Below are 18,561 nucleotides of genomic sequence, written 5' to 3' on the forward strand. Positions count from 1 at the left end.
AATTCCCTGTCGACGAGAGTCACTATAACCACCTGGACTTTTTTTACTTATAAAATTAACGCCAGCGTGACCGGAGAAAACCGCCAATTTCTGTTTTATATTTAAATTATTGATTTTTATGAATAATTCTTTCGGTGTGATTTGATGGTGATCACATCAAGACGAGACTGAGTCAATGTAGAAGACAAGATTGACGTTTTTGACGAGGGGTAATTAACAAAAATAACGGTTCAATCCGTGCAATCTTTGATTTCACACAATTACAGACGTAAGTTCGCGGCGTATGATTCGCATCATTAATAAAAATATTTCTCATTAACAATACGATTGCGTGTGGCTACGATGAAATTGTCTGATTTAAATGCGGGAGAGTCCGGCCTTATTCTGGCGCTCAATGGGCTTTCTACCGATGTACGAAAAAAACTCATGGTGATGGGATTGTTGCCAAACACTCAGGTGACACTGATTCGCCGCGCTCCGATGGGTGACCCATTACAGGTTGAAGTGCGCGGTGTGTCCATTGCGGTACGTGAAAGTATTGCCGCAGCGATTGATGTGGAGAAAGCGTGATGCAGTATAACGTTTTAACCGTTGGTAACCCGAACAGTGGCAAAACCACCCTGTTTAATGGTCTGACTGGCGCTAAGCAGCAAGTCGGAAACTGGGCTGGTGTGACGGTGGAAAAAAAGACGGGTCGTTACCAGCATTCTGGTGATGAGTTCCGGCTCACCGATCTTCCGGGCATTTATGCACTCGACAGTGGCAATGACAGCAACAGCATTGATGAGTCCATTGCGTCACGCGCGGTGCTCACCCATCCAGCCGACCTGATTATCAACGTGGTTGATGTGACTTGTCTGGAACGCAGCCTTTATATGACATTACAACTGCGTGAGCTTGGCCGCCCGATGGTGGTGGTACTGAACAAAATGGATGCGCTCAAGCGTGAGCGTCAGACCATTGATGTGAAAAAGCTCGAGAAAGCGATTGGTTGTCCGGTGTTCACACTGTCTGCCAATAACAAAGGTCAGGTTCGTCAATTTAAAGAGAAACTTCACAAAGTTGTGGTGCAGGGCATTGCCCTTGAACAGCTGGATTTAAATTACGGTGATGACTTTGAAGCGTCAATCGCTCGCCTCGCTCCGCTGTTTTCGGATCAGGAAGTTTCTGCTCGCGCTCTGGCGATTCGCTCACTGGAAAACGATCTGTTGGTGATCAACAGCCTCGAGCAAACTTACCGCGAGCAGATCGCTAACGAACAACGCCTTTGTGCGATGGACATCGACCTTCATGTCGCCGATTGTAAATACACCTATCTACATCAACTCTGTCAGAAAGTGCGTCGCAGCGAAGGTAAATTGAGCCACAGCTTTACGGAAAAAGCGGATCGCTTTGTCCTCAATAAGTGGATTGGTGTGCCATTCTTCTTCGTGGTTATGTACCTGATGTTTATGTTCTCCATCAATATAGGCAGTGCTTTTATCGACTTCTTCGATATCGGGGTTGGCGCGCTGCTGGTGGATGGTGGTCACTATCTATTGGATGGGCATCTTCCGGTCTGGCTGGTCACCATTCTGGCTGATGGTATCGGCGGTGGTATTCAAACCGTGGCAACCTTTATTCCGGTGATCGCCTGTTTGTATCTGTTCCTGGCGGTGTTAGAAAGTTCAGGTTACATGTCGCGCGCGGCGTTTGTGCTGGATAAAGTGATGCAGAAAATCGGCCTGCCGGGCAAAGCATTTGTCCCGCTGGTACTCGGCTTTGGCTGTAACGTGCCTGCGATCATGGCAACGCGAACGCTTGATCAAGAGCGTGAGCGCAAGCTGGCGGCCTCAATGGCTCCGTTTATGTCGTGTGGTGCGCGTCTGCCGGTATACGCACTCTTTGCCGCAGCGTTCTTCCCGGAAAGCGGCCAGAATGTCGTGTTTGCCTTGTACTTGCTGGGTATTGTTGCGGCAGTCTTTACTGGTTGGGTACTGAAGAAAACGTTGTTCCCGGGTTCGAGTGACAATCTGGTGATGGAGATGCCGGATTACGAAGTGCCTACGCTGCAAAACGTGCTGATCAAAACCTGGCAGAAGCTGAAACGTTTTGTTCTTGGCGCAGGTAAAACCATCGTGATTGTGGTGGCGATTCTGAGCTTTTTGAACTCGGTAGGTACCGACGGCTCATTTGGCAACGAAGACAGTGACAACTCTGTGCTTTCTAAAGCGGCGCAAGTTGTGACGCCGGTGTTCGAGCCGATTGGCATCAATCATGATAACTGGCAGGCAACTGTGGGTATCATTACTGGCATTTTTGCCAAAGAAGCGGTGGTGGGGACGCTGAACAACCTTTACACCTCAGCGCAAGGCGATGATGCCGAGTACGATCTGATAGGCAGCCTGCAAGATGCGGTGATGTCGATCCCTGAAAACTTGATGGGTTTGAACTTCTCTGATCCATTAGGCATTGAAGTCGGTGATTTATCAGACAGCGCATCGGTGGCTCAAGATCAGGAAGTGGATGCTTCCATCTTCGGTAACTTGAACAACCATTTTGTTACTGGCTATGCAGCGTTCTCGTACCTGATCTTTATTCTGCTTTACACGCCTTGTGTGGCGGCGATGGGGGCTTATGTGCGTGAGTTTGGTACGCGATATGCGCGCTTTATTGCGGTGTGGACGATGGGGCTGGCTTACGCATCCGCAGCGCTGTTTAACCAGGCTGCTCACTTTAGTGAATCGCCAGTCACCAGTGCCAGCTGGATTGGCGGTATTTTACTGGTGTGTGCACTGGTTTACAGCCTGCTTAAACGGGCTGGACGTAAACAGCAACGTCTTGAGGTACAGATGGCATGATTTTGACTGAGCTAAAACAAGCGATTGAGGCGCAGAGCGGTATTTCGCGCAAAGAGCTCGCGAAACGTTTTGCGCTCAGTGAAGACGGTGTGGACGCGATGCTCGCGGTGTGGATCAAAAAAGGTGTCATTTCTCGTTTTATTGATACCAATGCAGCGCATCGTGTCACGCGAGTGCGTTACTCCCTCAATCGGGAGCAAGGATTGTCTGTGACGGTCACGATGTAATCGGAACGAAAAAAAAGCCGCGTTAAGCGGCTTTTTTATGGCTATTAAACGTTGACGAACAGTGAGCTCAACGAGAGCACGTTACGCAGTTTAGTCAGCATCACGTCTTGCTCTGCTTCACTGCGACGTTCACCTTTGGTGTTGCCCCACACAGGGCCCGGCCAGGCAATGTCATCCTGGAAGCGGGCGATGTGGTGGATATGCAGTTGTGGAACCATGTTACCCAGCGCACCCAGATTGAGTTTGTCCGGCTGAAACAGCGCTTCGAGCGCTTGGTTCACCGCTTGCGACTCTAACAGGAATTGCTGCTGTTCATGCATCGGTAAGTGATGCAGCTCTTTCAGATTCGCTTTTTTCGGAACCAGAATGACCCAAGGCACCGCTGCGTCTTTATGCAGCAGAGCGACACACAAAGGGAAATGGCCAATGACATCGGTATCTTTTGCTAACTGAGGATGAAGTTCGAAACTCATGGTGATGATCCGTTAATGGTTGATGCCGTCGGAGTGCGACAGAAGTGGCCATTATACGCCAATAAAAAAGGCTGACACTATGTGCCAGCCTTTGAATATTCTCAATTTTGCAATTACATGCGTTCTAGGGTGTTGATCCCCAGTAGAGACAGGCCTTGCTTGATGGTCTTCGCGGTCAGCGCAGCCAGTTTCAGGCGGCTCTGTTTCACGCTCTCATCTTCGGCAATCAGGATCGGGCAAGCTTCGTAGAAGCTAGAGAATTGACCCGCCAATTCGAACAGGTAGCTACACAGAATGTGCGGTTGACCTTCACGAGATACCGATTGCACCGCTTCTTCAAATTGCAGCAGTTTCGCGATCAGTGCTTTCTCTTTCTCTTCAGTGATCTTGATGTCGCCCGTCAGGTTGTCTGGTGAAACGCCTGCTTTTGCGAAGATAGACGCGACACGTGTGTACGCGTACTGCATGTATGGCGCGGTGTTACCTTCAAACGCCAGCATGTTGTCCCAGTCAAACACGTAGTCAGTGGTACGGTGTTTAGACAGGTCTGCGTATTTCACCGCAGCCATCGCGACCGTGGTGGCGATCTCTGCTTTCTCGTCTGCGTCAAGATCCGGGTTTTTCGATTCGATCAGCGCTTTTGCACGTTCTTCGGCTTCATCCAGCAGATCTGCCAGACGTACCGTGCCGCCTGCACGTGTCTTGAATGGACGCCCATCTTTGCCCAGCATCATACCGAATGCATGGTGTTCCAGAGTCACGGCTTCAGGCACGTAACCGGCTTTACGCACAATGGTCCACGCTTGCATCAGGTGCTGGTGCTGACGAGAGTCGATGAAGTACAGCACACGATCCGCGCCCAGCGTTTCGTAACGGTATTTCGCACAGGCGATGTCTGTTGTGGTGTAAAGGAAGCCGCCGTCGCGCTTCTGGATGATCACACCCATAGGCTCGCCGTCTTTGTTTTTGAACTCTTCGAGGAAGACCACTTGCGCGCCGTCATCTTCTTGGGCCAGACCTTTTTGTTTCAGGTCAGCCACGATGCCTGGCAGCATGTCGTTGTACATGCTTTCGCCCATGACGTCATCACGAGTCAATGATACGTTCAGACGATCGTAGTTGCGTTGGTTTTGAATCATGGTCACGTCGACCAGTTTCTTCCACATGTCGAGACAGAATGCGTCACCGCCTTGCAGTTTCACTACGTAGTTACGTGCTCTTTCCGCAAACTCTGCATCTTCGTCGTACAGCTTTTTCGATTCACGGTAGAAGGCTTCCAGGTCAGACAATTCCATCGACACTTCGCCAGACTCTTGCTGCACACGCTCAAGGTTTGCAATCAGCATACCGAACTGAGTGCCCCAGTCGCCGATGTGGTTGGCGCGAATGACTTTGTGGCCCAGGAATTCCAGGGTACGAACCACCGCGTCACCGATGATGGTTGAACGCAGGTGACCTACGTGCATTTCTTTGGCTACGTTCGGCGCTGAGTAGTCAGCCACGATAGTTTGTTGTGCTTCTTGCGCTACACCCAGACGCTCATCAGCAAGGGCTGCATCGGCTTGTTTAGCCAAGAACTCTTCACTCAGGAAAATGTTGATGAAACCTGGGCCCGCGATTTCGGTTTTGCTCGCGATACCGTCTAAATCAAGCACGTCGATGACTTTTTGCGCGAATTCTCGCGGATTAGTACCTAACTGTTTTGCAACGCCCATTACGCCGTTGGCCTGATAATCACCAAACTGTGGTTTTGCGGATTGGCGAACAGCTGCAGGGCTGCCTGCAGGTGCGCCAGCGGCTTCAAGAGCCTGAGATACTTTGTCATTAATCAGTGCTTGGATATTCACACGCGTGTCCTTCAATTCTGGGAATTGGTTGGGTATGCATTTTATTCACTGGGCAGTAGTGAATGCATATCTCGATTTTGTTCATAAATTGGCGCACATGATAGCAATTTTATTACTGGGCTTATAGGGACAAAATTACGAAATTTTCTACTTTTCGATTGAATCTTGGTAACATCGACGACAAATCATTATTTTGGGTAGTTAAAATGCTTCAGTCGCTGATGGAATCAGGCCTTCATCCTGTTCAAATGAAAGACAAACTCGCTGAATTCATGCATAAAATTCAGCAATTATCCGAGCTTTTGCATATCGATTTGTCAACCCACACGCTGGACCACATTGCACTCAGAATCAACGAAATGCATCTTGCCAAAGCGGCGCATCTGGAATGGCTAAAAGAGGGCGAGGAAATCTCCTGCGCGCAGATTAACGGCCGTCCAATTATTGTCATTGCGTTTGACCAGCCATTGGCTGCGGCACAATGGACGATTGAATGCCTGGAACTGCCTTATCCGGCACCGGGGAAAACTTATCCGGATCAGAGCTGGGAACATGTGGAGTTTGTGGTGCCGTCTGAAGCGCAGACCGCGGATGACTTTCTGGCTGACCTGCACCAGCAGTTTCCCGCTCTGGCGCAGCAGTGGTCACAGTTGGCTGAACTTGGTGTGAAAACCAAGCTTTCGAGCCCGAAAGGTGAGGGTGAACGCTTGAACAACCCAACGGTGGCGTTCAAATGGCAGGGCGTGTGTATCAAACTGCACCCCCACACCCTTAAAGCGATTGTTGAGTCAGAACGTTAACCGAGATCGTAGGCTTTCGGGCGCAACTGAAACTCTTCAATCGACCCGATTTCCTGTCCCAGACTCAGCGGCTCTGCCTCTTCGTGAGCATTGCCCTGAGTATGCATAATCAGACGGTTGGCGGTCCGCGGTTTAAGCTCGTTAACCACAAAGCGAATCATGTCGGAGCGGCTGAGCTGCTTCAGCTCTTCTAATACCACTTCCCGTTGATCAAACGTCCAGTCTTTATTGCCGATGGCAACCCACAGACGTTGAGCCCGTGTGCGCAGCGTCGGGTCCGGTGTCGCTATCTGATTCCACAAACCGCGTTTACTGCTGTGCCATTGATATTCGTTAAGCTCCAGCAACACCATGTAAAAAGCATTGAGGAATTCGTCGATGGAGCGAATCAGATCGGCGGGGGCGGCATTCGGCGACTGCACATACAGTACCATACCCGGATGACGGTTGAGCGGCATATTGCCGGTGCCAACCATGTAACCCAGTTGCTGCTTAGTGCGGATTTCGTGGAAGAAGGTAGCCGACATCAGGTGATTCGCCAGTGAGTAGAGCGCAATGCTGCGCGGCTCGGTGTCTTTGGACTGGTAATACACCACAATCGCCGAGTCGTCCTGATCGCAACTGACTTCGCGCTGAAAGGTACCATTGTGGCCCAGCATCACCAGCGGACGTAGTGACTCTTCATAGGTTTGATTCTTGACGCGCAGCGCGTCTTTCAGTACTTCGGCCATGGCATGAGCGTCCTGCTTCTGCCAGTCACCGTAAACAAACATCTCGATGTGCAATTGAGCGATGATCTTCTCAACGAACTCGGCCAGTTCACTGACTTCAATCGTTTCCAACGCGTCCAGCAACTGGTCGTATGGCGGGTTATTGGGCTGCAGCAGGCCAGTCATGGCATTGAAAAGCTGTGAAATCGGCCGGTCGTGGGCAGCGTTGCGCCAGTTACGCAACAGTTGTTGCTTGATGGTTTCGAAGCGCTTCTCGCTGAACTCGCGACGGGCAAATTTGTCGAGAATCATCTTCATCAGTTGAGGCTGCTTCTGACTGAAGCCCGAGATGGTCAGCGTGACACCGCCTTGATGGGCATACATGTTGTAGCCCATACCAGCAATTTCAGCCTGATAAGTTTCTTTGGCCAGCGTGTCGAGGAACATTTCGACACACAAACGAGTGATGACGATGTTGCGAGTGCTGGCGACGGAATGTGGGCTATCAATGGCAATATAAATCACGCCCTTAGGGACGCGAAACTCGGTATCTTGCAGGTGCCACAAACGGAAACCTGGTAGATCCTGTAATATTTGCGGTAGCGTTTCTTGTTCGTTTTCCAGCGGCCGAGGGTCGAGCTGATCGCAGATGAACGGGTTTTCTGGTGGCAATAGCAACGGCAGAGATGCACTCTGCTGATTAAATTTCGCCATCTGCTCCGGACTGAATGGGCGCAAAGCGTATGGGGTGAAATACCAGTCGGCTTCGCTGTCGTAATCCTGTCCTTGCGTGATCAGGGTCGCGCGCAGATTTTCTGGCACCAGATAGCTCAGAATTTCGTTGAGTAAAGCGTCATCGTACGCTTGCATCATGTAGTCGCCATAAATGGTGTCTTCCGCGGCGTAATGCTGCATATTGATCACCAGATGACTGACAATGTCGAGTGGGCGCGAGGTTTCCTGAAACCGAAATGCCGATTCCAACACCGCCCGTTTTTCCATGTAGCGCCATTCGTCTAAGCCGTTTTCACGAATCAGCGTTAAGGTCTCAAACATGGCTTGAATGATGTCATCAACATGTTCCAGACCGAGGGGAGTGAGCGTACAACTGATGGAAAACTCACGGTAGTTGCTGCCGCTGGCGCCGCCGCCAGCAGACAACGAGGTAATCCAGCCTTTGTCTTTCAAGGCCAGCAGCAGGCTGCCTTCACCTTCATAGCCGATCAGATGGGCAAAATAGGAGAGTGGCTTACGCTGGTAATACGCGTCGGTGCTGGGCATCGGAAAGCTCAGGATGAGCTTGCGAATCTCTTTGAGTGGTTCGACATGAATCATCACGCCGGTTTGTTCCTGAGTCACAAACGGTTCGGTAATGGTCTTGTTCGCCAAATGGCGATTGGGAATGGCGGCAAATTTGTCGTTCGCCCATTGAGCCAATTCATCGAGGCTTTGCGGGCCCATTATCACTAACGTCATCAGGTCAGACGAATAATGTTGCTCATGGAACGCGATGATTTCGTCGCGAATATTGCTGCCTTCACGATCGCCCAATGTTTCCAAATTACCGACCGAAAACTTCGCAAACGGGTGCTGCGGGTTGATGGTGGCTTTCTGTACCTGATACAGGCGGCGAGAATCGTCGTTCAGTTTCAGTTTGTATTCGGAGTCGACCGCCTGACGCTCTTTGTCCAGCGCTTCAGCATTAAACAGCGGCGCGGTAAAGAACTGGCTGAAGCGGTCGAGTGCCTTTTCAAACACGTTCGGCGAGACATCAAAGAAGAAGCACGTATGTTCTGTCCCTGTCCACGCATTATTGGTACCACCGTGCTGATTAATTACGCTTTGAAATTCGCCCACTTTAGGGTATTTTCGCGTGCCTAAAAACAGCATGTGTTCAAGGTAATGTGCCAAACCTTCACGGTCCGTCGGATCGTCAAAATGGCCAACTTTGACCGCTAAGGCTGCTGCAGATTTCTGGGCACTTTCATTGTGGATCAACAGCACACGCAACGAATTGGACAGAGTCAGATGTCGGTAGCTATTTGAATCATTTGGGCTAATGTGCACAGAAGTTCTCCGGTAGGGCTTTGATTTAAGTATGGCGTTGAAACGATACGGCGCAAATTCAAGTCTGTGATTTTTTGAGCAGAATGTCATTCTAGTCCCAAAGATGACTTTTTAATAGACTGTTACCCCGGTCTAAGTCTTTACGAACGGTGCTGTTATAATCAGCGGCAAAGCAGCCTCAGACTGCCTGTGTGTATAAGAGCAAATAGGTATACATAATGAAAATTTTTATCATGCGTCACGGTGAGGCTCATCACTATGCAGCCAGTGATGCAGAGCGAGCTTTAACGGAGCGAGGTCGGAATGAGTCGGTCGCGGTTGCTCGTGCCTGTATTGAGCAGCAAGACCTACATCATTTCGATAAAGTTCTGGTCAGCCCTTATCTACGTGCTCAGCAAACCTGGCAGGAAATCTCTCGCTATTTTGCGGCAAGACAAGTACAGATATGCGAGGACATCACGCCGTATGGTTCGGCCGATGAGGTGTTTGACTATGTCTCGGCACTGGTTGAACTGGAAGCATTAGACACGCTGCTGCTGGTATCGCACTTGCCGCTGGTGGGTTATTTGGCGTCTGAATTTGTAGCAGATATGGTGCCGCCGATGTTCCCGACCTCGGGCTTGATGTGCATTGAGTTTGACCCTCAATCGCGTCAGGGCAAAGTCGCGTGGAACGTGCACCCGTAATTTGCACGGTGCGAAAAGAAAAGGTTGTCTGCGGGCAGCCTTTTTTATTGGTCGCTGGCCTTAGATTTATCCCTCAGCCAAGTTTTTGACAGTTTCTCATGGACTAAAAATTGCATCATCGCGCTAACGCCTTGTTGCGTCGCTGAATTCTCAACCACTAATAGCTTGCAGGCCTATGAAGTTTACACTGCCATTTGCGGACAAATTGCCCAACATTCCTCAACGCAGCATGCCTGCCATCGGTGCGCCAGTTATGGTACTGGCGACGTTGGCGATGGTGGTGCTGCCGATGCCCGCATTTCTGCTTGACCTCTTTTTTACTTTCAACATTGCCTTATCGATGGTGGTGCTGCTGGTAACGGTTTACACACGCAGACCACTGGATTTCGCTGCATTCCCGACTGTACTGCTGATTGCGACCTTGTTACGTCTGGCGCTCAACGTCGCCTCAACTCGGGTGGTGTTGCTCTATGGTCATGAAGGTCCCGGCGCGGCGGGTAACGTGATTGAAGCGTTTGGTAACGTAGTGATTGGCGGCAACTACGCTGTTGGTCTGGTGGTGTTCTTAATCCTGATGATCATCAACTTTATGGTGGTCACCAAAGGTGCGGGCCGGATTTCTGAGGTAAGCGCTCGCTTTACATTGGATGCCTTGCCGGGTAAACAGATGGCGATTGATGCGGATCTCAACGCTGGTCTGATTGATCAAGAGCAAGCGCGTACTCGCCGTTTTGAAGTCACCAAAGAAGCGGACTTTTATGGTTCGATGGATGGTGCGTCCAAGTTCGTCAAAGGGGACGCGATTGCCGGTATTCTGATCCTGTTTATCAACATTATCGGTGGCCTTACTATCGGGATGATTCAATATGGTCTTGGCTTTGGCGAAGCGATTCAAATCTATACCTTGCTGACCATCGGTGACGGTCTGGTTGCTCAGATCCCGTCGCTGCTGCTCTCCATCGGTGCCGCGATCATGGTAACGCGTCAAAATACCGATGAAGACATGGGACAGCAGGTCATTTTCCAGCTGTTCGACAATCCGAAAGCACTGATGATTACCTCCGCCATTCTTGGCGTGATGGGGATTGTACCTGGCATGCCGCATTTTTCGTTTCTGACCCTGGCTATTTTGGCGGGGGGCAGTGCCTACATGATTCAGCGCAAACAGAAACAAGCCGAAAGCGATGCCAAACTGCCCGCGAAAATTGAAGGTGAAGCGCCGACACCACGCGAGTTGTCGTGGGATGATGTGCAGCCTGTCGATGTGATTGGTCTGGAAGTGGGTTATCGTTTGATTCCGCTGGTGGATCGCGATCAGGGCGGGGAACTGCTTGAACGGGTAAAAGGCGTGCGCAAGAAGTTGTCACAAGATTTTGGTTTCCTCATTCCGCCGGTTCACATTCGTGACAACCTAGAACTCACGCCGAACAGTTACCGCATAACCTTGATGGGGGTTGCCGTGGGGGAAGCGGAGATTCGCCCGGATCAAGAACTGGCGATTAACCCGGGCCAGGTATACGGCATGATTGACGGTGAACACACCTATGACCCGGCATTTGGGCTGGAAGCGGTGTGGATTCGTGAAGAGCAACGTGAACATGCGCAAGCGCTCGGATACACCGTAGTTGACTCGTCAACCGTGCTGGCGACTCATTTGAGTCAACTGCTGACCAACAATGCTGCCCAGCTGATTGGTCATGAAGAAGTGCAGAATCTGCTGGAAATGCTGAGCCGTTCTGCGCCGCGTCTGGTGGATGGTTTTGTTCCGGATCAACTGGCGTTGGGTGTGGTCGTTAAAGTACTGCAGAACCTGTTGCACGAAGCCATTCCGATTCGCGATATTCGAACCATTGTGCAAACCCTGTCTGAGTATTCCAGTAAGAGTCAAGAACCCGACATTCTGACGGCCGCGGTACGGATTGCGTTGAAACGTCTAATCGTCCAAGAAATCAATGGTATAGAGCCTGAGCTGCCGGTGATTACCCTGATCCCTGAGCTGGAACAAATTTTGCATCAGACCATGCAAGCTTCAGGGGGAGAATCGGCAGGTATTGAGCCTGGATTGGCGGAGCGGCTGCAGATGGCATTGAGCCAGGCAACGCAGGAGCAAGAGCTGAAAGGCGAACCTGCGGTACTGCTGACATCCGGTGTGCTGCGCTCGACATTGGCCAAGTTCGTCAAGAACACCATTCCAAACCTGAGAGTGCTGTCGTATCAAGAGATACCAGACGAAAAACAAATTCGCATTGTGCAGGCGGTTGGTAACTGACCTTCTCACATAAATAATGGATAGCTGCTTTGAAAATTAAACGATTTTTTGCCAAAGACATGAGAACAGCGCTGCTTCAGGTTAAAGAAGAACTGGGCGCGGAGGCGGTGATCATGTCAAACAAAAAAGTCGCGGGTGGCGTCGAAATCGTGGCGGCGGTGGATGGAGAAACAACCTCCGTTGCTCCGGCGGTGACGAAACAGTACGGTTCACAACCAAGACACATCGGCACTCAGGCGTCACCGAAGCTCCAAAGCACGCCTTCCCGACGCGAACTGCAAGATGATCGGGTAAGCCTGAACAATGGTTCAAGCAACGGTGCATCAATGACTCAGCGTTTTGCCAACATGCTCAAGCAGTACAGTAATGGTGCGCATGAGGAAGAGTCGCAGTATCGCGCCGAGAATGAAGACTCGCTGTCGGCTTTGCTTAAGCGTCAGACCGACACTCGCACGACAGAGAGCCGCTCTTCGCTGGCCCGCCAGCTCAACAGCGATTCTCCGCTGGCGAAACTGATTGCTGAAGAACGTTCCGAGGCTCGGGCTCGTCCGCGTTTGGATCCGTCGCGCTACGAACGTCAGCGCGAAGAAGAAACGCCAATGGCAGCCAACGAGCTGGAAAATATGCGTGAAGAGATGACCTCTATTCGCCGCCTGTTGGAACATCAGGTTTCTGGGTTGATGTGGCAGGAAGTGGAACGTCGCGAACCGCTGCGTGCCATGTTGATTAAACGTCTGGAACGTATGGGTGTCTCTCTGGACCTGGCCGACCAGCTGGCCTGTTACATTCCGGAAGATACGCAACCGCAAAAAGCGTGGAAAGCACTGCTGGGTCTGGTTTCAGACCAAATTCCAGTAGTGAAGCAAGATATTCTCAAACGTGGCGGCGTGGTGGCACTGCTTGGACCTACCGGTGTCGGTAAAACGACCACGGTGGCGAAGCTGGCGGCTCGCGCAGCGATGGAATACGGTTCGGACAACGTTGCCCTGGTGACAACCGACACTTACCGTATCGGCGCCCATGAACAATTATCCATTTATGGAAGAATTATGGGTTGTCCTGTAAGAGTTGCTAAAGATTCCAAAGAGTTAGCCGATGTAATATATCAGCTACGCAATCGTCGCCTGATTTTGGTGGATACAGCAGGTATGGGACAGCGCGATGTGCGCCTGTCTGAGCAACTCGATACCCTCATGCAAGAGAGTGGAGAAGTCATCCACAGTTATCTGGTGTTACCTGCCACGGCGCAACGCAAAGTGTTGCAGGAAACCATTGAGCACTTTAGAAGAATTCCTCTTTCAGGGTGCATTATGACCAAGCTCGACGAATGCCTGAGCTTAGGTGAATTTGTTAGTGTTGTAGTTCAAAATTCGTTGCCTGTGGCGTACATCGCCAATGGTCAGCGTGTACCCGAAGATATAGTGATTGCTCAGCCCAAATATATGGTTGCGAAAGCAAACGAGTTGCTAGAGAAGTCGACAGAGAATGAACCTCACTACTGGAACAGTGATTCAGAAAGATTCTAGGCGGCGGACAGATATGACAAACAAAATGATATATGACCAAGCAAGCGGCTTACGTCGTTTAACCCAACCCTCTGTAACCAAAGTCATCGCGGTGACTGGTGGTAAAGGCGGTGTGGGCAAATCAAATGTGACTCTGGGTATGGCCATTTGCATGGCACGCCAGGGCAAAAAAGTCATGGTGCTGGATGCCGACCTAGGATTAGCGAACGTGGACGTGATGCTCGGCATTCGTCCTAAGCGCAACTTAGGCCATGTGTTGGCCGGTGAATGTGAGCTGAAAGATGCTATCGTAGAAGGACCACATGGGATTAAAATCATCCCGGCGACTTCTGGTACGCAATCCATGACTGAGCTGTCACACGCTCAGCACGTGGGGTTGATTCGTGCCTTCGGTTCGTTGGAAGATGAGATGGACATTCTGCTGGTGGATACTGCAGCGGGTATCTCCGACATGGTGGTCAGCTTCTCGCGTGCTGCGCAAGATGTTGTGCTGGTGGTGTGTGATGAACCCACTTCTATCACAGATGCATATGCACTGATCAAACTTTTGAGCAGAGAACATCAGGTTCAGCGATTTAAGATTGTTGCCAACATGGTCAGAAGCTATCGTGAAGGACGAGAGTTGTTCGCGAAACTGACACTGGTCACCGAGCGCTTCTTGAATGTAAGCCTTGAACTTGTCGCCTGTATTCCTCTGGACGACAACGTGCGTCAGGCAGTAAAAAGACAGAAAATCGTGGTGGATGCTTATCCGCGTTCACCCGCATCGCTGGCGATCAGCTCTTTGGCGAACAAGGCCTTAACCTGGCCGATCCCGAGAACCCCGAGTGGGCATCTGGAATTTTTCGTCGAAAGGCTGCTTAACCGGTCAGAAATAGTAGGGGAACCATTCGGTGAATAAAGCGCTTACTTATGATCAATACGGCAATATCAATAGCCAGAAATTGTTTCTGGAAAAATATTCCGTATTGGTTAAGCGTATAGCTCATCACTTAATCGGGCGTTTACCTCCTAGTGTACTCATTGAAGATTTAATACAAGCCGGCATGGTCGGCTTACTTGAAGCGCAAAAGAACTACGACGGAAGTAAAGGTGCGAGTTTTGAAACCTACGCTGGTATTCGTATTCGAGGCGCGATGCTCGACGATATTCGGCGAGGTGACTGGGTGCCACGCTCGGTGCACAAGCACAACCGGGAAATCAGTCAGGCAATTGCAGAACTGGAAGGGATCCTAAATCGTGACCCGTCCGATACAGAAGTCGCAAAACACCTGGGTATGTCGTTAGATCAATACCATAGCGTGTTAACCGACATAAACTGTTCGCGAATTGTCGGAATTGAAGATCTGGGAGTGACGGATGACGCCATTTCGCCTGTGGACGATGATGAAGACAACTCTCCTTTCAAAGGGGTTGCCGACGAATCGTTCCGTAAAGCATTGGTTGAGTCAATAAAATCGCTTCCTGAGCGTGAAGCCTTAGTACTTTCGCTCTATTATGATGAAGAACTAAACTTGAAAGAAATTGGGGAAGTACTTGGCGTGAGTGAGTCCCGCGTGAGCCAAATACTGAGCCAAGCAATGCAACGTCTGCGAACCAAGTTGAGTTCCTGGACACAAAACGACTAAATATCACTGATTTCGAACTCAGTGGAGGCAATTTTGAATAAAAACATGAAAATCCTTATTGTTGACGATTTTTCAACAATGCGCCGTATTGTAAAAAACCTTCTTCGTGACCTGGGTTTCAACAACACTCAGGAAGCGGACGATGGCTTGACGGCTTTGCCTATGCTTAAAAAGGGTGAATTTGATTTCGTGGTGACAGATTGGAATATGCCTGGTATGCAAGGCATTGATCTTCTGAGAAACATTCGTGCGGATGAAGAGTTGAAACACCTTCCTGTCCTGATGATCACAGCTGAAGCAAAACGTGAGCAGATCATCGAAGCAGCTCAAGCGGGCGTTAACGGTTACATCGTTAAGCCATTCACAGCGGCGACTCTGAAAGAAAAACTAGAAAAAATCTTCGAGCGTCTCTAAAACTTTCGTTTAGACAAAAGTTTGCTCTATTCAAACGCGTGAAAGGCTAATTACAGGATGATTTCATTAGAACAAGCCAAAGAACTCGTTCAATTGCTTGAGGATGGTCAGCAAGACAGCGCGAACCTATTGGTTAAAAAGCTGTATGAATCGGAACGCAACCCAATGTTGCAGGAGATCGGCGCCTTGACGCGCGATCTGCACGATTCGCTGAATCAATTCCATATCGATGAGCGAATGAGTCAGATAGCCAATGACGAAATTCCTGATGCCCGAGACAGATTGCATTACGTCATTGAAAAAACCGAAGTCGCAGCGAACAAAACCATGGATGCCGTGGATCGTTGTATGCCGATTGCAGACAGTTTGCACGAAAGCTTACTGTTGGTTCGCCCTCAGTGGAACGAACTGATGCATGGCAAAATTGAACTCAGTGAGTTCAAAGCCCTGTGTCACCGTATCGATAATATTCTCTCCCAAATCGAAGGTGACAGTAGTGAGCTACGTGGTCAATTAACCGAAATTCTGATGGCTCAAGACTTCCAGGACCTAACCGGACAAATCATTCGTCGCGTGATCACGCTGGTGAATGAAGTTGAAAAACGTCTGGTCGATATTTTGACAGTCTTTGGTACCAATCAAATAGAACAACAAGATAAAGCCAAGAAAGCATCAACTGAGCCTGAGGGACCAATTCTCAACCCTCACGAACGCAGTGACGCGGTTTCATCTCAAGACGAAGTAGACGACTTGCTATCGAGTCTTGGATTTTAGGGGTAACGTATGAGCTACGATTTAGACGAAGATATTCTTCAGGACTTTTTGGTTGAAGCGGGTGAGATTCTCGAATTGCTCTCAGAACAGCTGGTTGAGCTAGAGAACAATCCGGAAGACCGAGATCTTTTAAACGCTATTTTCCGCGGCTTTCATACCGTTAAAGGCGGTGCGGGTTTCTTATCCCTGACCGAACTGGTTGAAACGTGTCACGGTGCTGAAAACGTGTTCGATATTCTTCGAAACGGTCAGCGCAGTGTGTCACCGAGCCTGATGGATACCATGTTGCGCGCGCTGGACACCGTTAACGAACAGTTCCGTGCTGTGCAAGATCATGAACCTCTTGAACCTGCCGATCCGCAACTGCTCGACGAGCTGCACCACTTGTGCCGTCCTGAGTCTGAAGATGAAGCTCATGCCGAGGTTGAAGAGCCAGTAATCGAAGATGTGGTCGAAGAGATTGTTGAACCTGAAGTTGTTGCCAGTGCTCCGGTGAGCGCCGTCGCGGCTGATTCTATCGACGACATCACAGAAGACGAATTTGAGAAATTGTTGGACGAGTTGCATGGCAAAGGCCGTGCGCCAGGTGCTGACACTCAACAAGCTGAACCTGTCGCTCAGGCACCCAAAACGCCAGCGCCGACGCCTGCCAGTAGTGATGCCGGTGGCGATATCACCGATGACGAGTTCGAACGTCTTCTGGATGAACTGCACGGCAAAGGTAAAGGCCCGTCTGTCAATACTCCGGCAGAACCTGAAAAGCCAAAAGCACCTGCGCCAACGGCTAAAGCGTCAGCGCCTAAGTCGCCTTCAGACAGCGACTTGATGACAGACGAAGAGTTTGAAAAGCTGCTGGATGAATTGCACGGTGTGGGTAAAGGCCCTTCTATCGAAGAGCTGGAAATGGCGACTCGCCCGGTAAGCGAAAATCCAAAGCCAGCTCCTGCGCCAGCGCCTAAAGCTCCAGCTGCGAAACCAGCACCGGCGGCGGCTCAGACAACACCGAAAGTGGCTGCGGCCAAAGCGGCACCTGCACCAAAAGTGATTGATGATTCAAGCGAGAAACGCGAAGTCGCTGCGGGTGGCGCGAAGAAAGCTCAGGCAGAAGCCACAGTGCGGGTGGATACGTCAACGCTGGATACCATCATGAACATGGTTGGTGAACTGGTACTGGTTCGTAACCGTCTGCTGAGCCTAGGCCTCAACAGCAACGACGAAGAGATGTCGAAAGCGGTCGCAAACCTGGATGTGGTGACTGCTGACTTGCAAGGCGCGGTGATGAAAACCCGCATGCAGCCAATCAAGAAAGTCTTTGGCCGCTTCCCTCGCGTTGTGCGTGATTTGGCGCGTAACCTGAATAAAGACATCGTGCTGGAAATGCGCGGTGAAGAGACCGATCTGGATAAAAACCTGGTTGAAGCCCTAGCGGATCCATTGATTCACTTGGTGCGTAACTCGGTTGACCACGGTATCGAAATGCCGGACGCTCGTGTTAAAGCGGGTAAACCACGTACCGGTAAAGTGATTCTTTCTGCGTCGCAGGAAGGGGACCATATTGAGCTGGCGATCGTCGACGACGGCGGCGGTATGGATCCGAATAAACTGCGCAGTATCGCAGTGAAGCGCGGCATGATGGATGAAGATGCGGCTTCGCGTCTGTCCGACAAAGAGTGTTTCAACCTGATCTTTATGCCGGGCTTCTCAAGTAAAGAGCAAATTTCGGATATCTCGGGTCGTGGCGTAGGAATGGATGTGGTGAAAACCGCCATCAACACACTGAACGGTTCGATTGATATCGATTCTGAGATGGGCAAAGGCACCAAGATCACGATTAAAGTGCCGCTGACTCTGGCGATTCTTCCAACGCTGATGGTTGGTGTTGCCGGTCACCCATTCGCGCTGCCATTGGCGAGCGTCAATGAAATTTTCCATCTGGATTTAAGTCGCACCAACGTGGTTGATGGTCAGCTAACCATTATCGTTCGTGATAAATCGATTCCACTGTTCTATCTGCAAAACTGGCTGGCGCCAAAAGCAGGTAAAGTGCAAGCTCGTAAAGGGCATGGCCATGTAGTGATCGTCCAGATTGGCAGCCAACGCGTTGGTTTCGTGGTTGACGCTCTGATTGGGCAGGAAGAAGTGGTGATCAAGCCACTGGACAAGCTGCTGCAAGGTACGCCGGGTATGGCGGGCGCAACCATCACCAGTGATGGTCATATCGCACTGATTCTAGATGTGCCGGATTTGTTGAAACAGTACGCTGCTGCTTCTCGAATCTAGTTGACCACCTAAGATAAGGA

General features: G+C 50.4%; 15 protein-coding genes. 12 read left to right on the plus strand and 3 right to left on the minus strand.

Going from position 1 to position 18,561, the window contains the following annotated elements; all coding sequences use genetic code 11:
• Window positions 1–342 precede the first annotated feature (342 nt).
• From LGV68_RS00570 to LGV68_RS00580, 3 genes are read left to right on the plus strand one after another with little or no spacing between them, the layout of a single operon-like run.
• Window positions 343–570, plus strand: coding sequence for a FeoA family protein (locus LGV68_RS00570; RefSeq protein WP_020331223.1), 228 nt, complete (start codon window positions 343–345; stop codon window positions 568–570).
• Window positions 570–2,840: a Fe(2+) transporter permease subunit FeoB gene (gene feoB, locus LGV68_RS00575; protein ID WP_222755894.1), complete on the plus strand. Its 2,271-nt coding sequence runs from the start codon at window positions 570–572 to the stop codon at window positions 2,838–2,840. The genes LGV68_RS00570 and feoB overlap by 1 nt, the downstream gene beginning before the upstream one ends.
• Window positions 2,837–3,067 (plus strand): FeoC-like transcriptional regulator, encoded by a 231-nt coding sequence (locus LGV68_RS00580; protein ID WP_020331225.1) that lies wholly within the window; start codon window positions 2,837–2,839, stop codon window positions 3,065–3,067. The genes feoB and LGV68_RS00580 overlap by 4 nt, the downstream gene beginning before the upstream one ends.
• A gap of 44 nt (window positions 3,068–3,111) precedes the next feature.
• Here the strand turns inward: LGV68_RS00580 and LGV68_RS00585 are convergent, their stop codons facing one another.
• Together LGV68_RS00585 and argS are read right to left on the minus strand one after the other, a co-directional pair.
• Window positions 3,112–3,540 (minus strand): HIT domain-containing protein, encoded by a 429-nt coding sequence (locus LGV68_RS00585; RefSeq protein ID WP_020331226.1) that lies wholly within the window; start codon window positions 3,538–3,540, stop codon window positions 3,112–3,114.
• Between the two features lie 113 nt (window positions 3,541–3,653).
• Complete coding sequence (gene argS, locus LGV68_RS00590) at window positions 3,654–5,387, minus strand: arginine--tRNA ligase (protein ID WP_020430739.1); 1,734 nt, start codon at window positions 5,385–5,387, stop codon at window positions 3,654–3,656.
• A gap of 206 nt (window positions 5,388–5,593) precedes the next feature.
• On the opposite strand from argS, the gene LGV68_RS00595 reads away from it, so the two are divergent.
• A complete protein-coding gene (locus tag LGV68_RS00595; RefSeq protein ID WP_252536033.1) occupies window positions 5,594–6,187 on the plus strand; it encodes a VOC family protein in 594 nt (197 codons plus the stop codon).
• On the opposite strand, the gene LGV68_RS00600 is transcribed toward LGV68_RS00595, so the two are convergent.
• Complete coding sequence (locus LGV68_RS00600; protein WP_252536034.1) at window positions 6,184–8,964, minus strand: insulinase family protein; 2,781 nt, start codon at window positions 8,962–8,964, stop codon at window positions 6,184–6,186. The two genes, LGV68_RS00595 and LGV68_RS00600, sit on opposite strands and share 4 nt — an antisense overlap.
• A gap of 218 nt (window positions 8,965–9,182) precedes the next feature.
• Between LGV68_RS00600 and sixA the strand changes: the two genes are divergently transcribed.
• From sixA to LGV68_RS00640, 8 genes are all read left to right on the plus strand, one after another.
• Entirely contained in the window at window positions 9,183–9,650 is a 468-nt protein-coding gene (gene sixA, locus LGV68_RS00605) for a phosphohistidine phosphatase SixA (protein ID WP_020331230.1), read from the plus strand.
• A 175-nt stretch (window positions 9,651–9,825) separates the two neighbouring features.
• Window positions 9,826–11,919: a flagellar biosynthesis protein FlhA gene (gene flhA / locus LGV68_RS00610; protein ID WP_024374691.1), complete on the plus strand. Its 2,094-nt coding sequence runs from the start codon at window positions 9,826–9,828 to the stop codon at window positions 11,917–11,919.
• 29 nt (window positions 11,920–11,948) lie between these two features.
• Complete coding sequence (flhF, locus tag LGV68_RS00615; protein ID WP_020331232.1) at window positions 11,949–13,445, plus strand: flagellar biosynthesis protein FlhF; 1,497 nt, start codon at window positions 11,949–11,951, stop codon at window positions 13,443–13,445.
• A gap of 13 nt (window positions 13,446–13,458) precedes the next feature.
• Window positions 13,459–14,346 (plus strand): MinD/ParA family protein, encoded by an 888-nt coding sequence (locus tag LGV68_RS00620; RefSeq protein WP_020331233.1) that lies wholly within the window; start codon window positions 13,459–13,461, stop codon window positions 14,344–14,346.
• A complete protein-coding gene (locus tag LGV68_RS00625) occupies window positions 14,339–15,073 on the plus strand; it encodes an RNA polymerase sigma factor FliA (protein ID WP_020331234.1) in 735 nt (244 codons plus the stop codon). Before LGV68_RS00620 ends, LGV68_RS00625 begins: the two co-directional genes overlap by 8 nt.
• A gap of 45 nt (window positions 15,074–15,118) precedes the next feature.
• Window positions 15,119–15,487: a chemotaxis response regulator CheY gene (gene cheY, locus LGV68_RS00630; RefSeq protein ID WP_032080975.1), complete on the plus strand. Its 369-nt coding sequence runs from the start codon at window positions 15,119–15,121 to the stop codon at window positions 15,485–15,487.
• A 57-nt stretch (window positions 15,488–15,544) separates the two neighbouring features.
• Complete coding sequence (locus LGV68_RS00635; RefSeq protein ID WP_154184138.1) at window positions 15,545–16,261, plus strand: protein phosphatase CheZ; 717 nt, start codon at window positions 15,545–15,547, stop codon at window positions 16,259–16,261.
• Between the two features lie 9 nt (window positions 16,262–16,270).
• Window positions 16,271–18,541: a chemotaxis protein CheA gene (locus tag LGV68_RS00640; RefSeq protein ID WP_171933814.1), complete on the plus strand. Its 2,271-nt coding sequence runs from the start codon at window positions 16,271–16,273 to the stop codon at window positions 18,539–18,541.
• The last annotated feature ends 20 nt before the right edge of the window (window positions 18,542–18,561 follow it).

This window comes from Vibrio sp. LQ2 (assembly GCF_023920125.1).
In the GTDB taxonomy this organism is placed as follows: domain Bacteria; phylum Pseudomonadota; class Gammaproteobacteria; order Enterobacterales; family Vibrionaceae; genus Vibrio; species Vibrio fluvialis.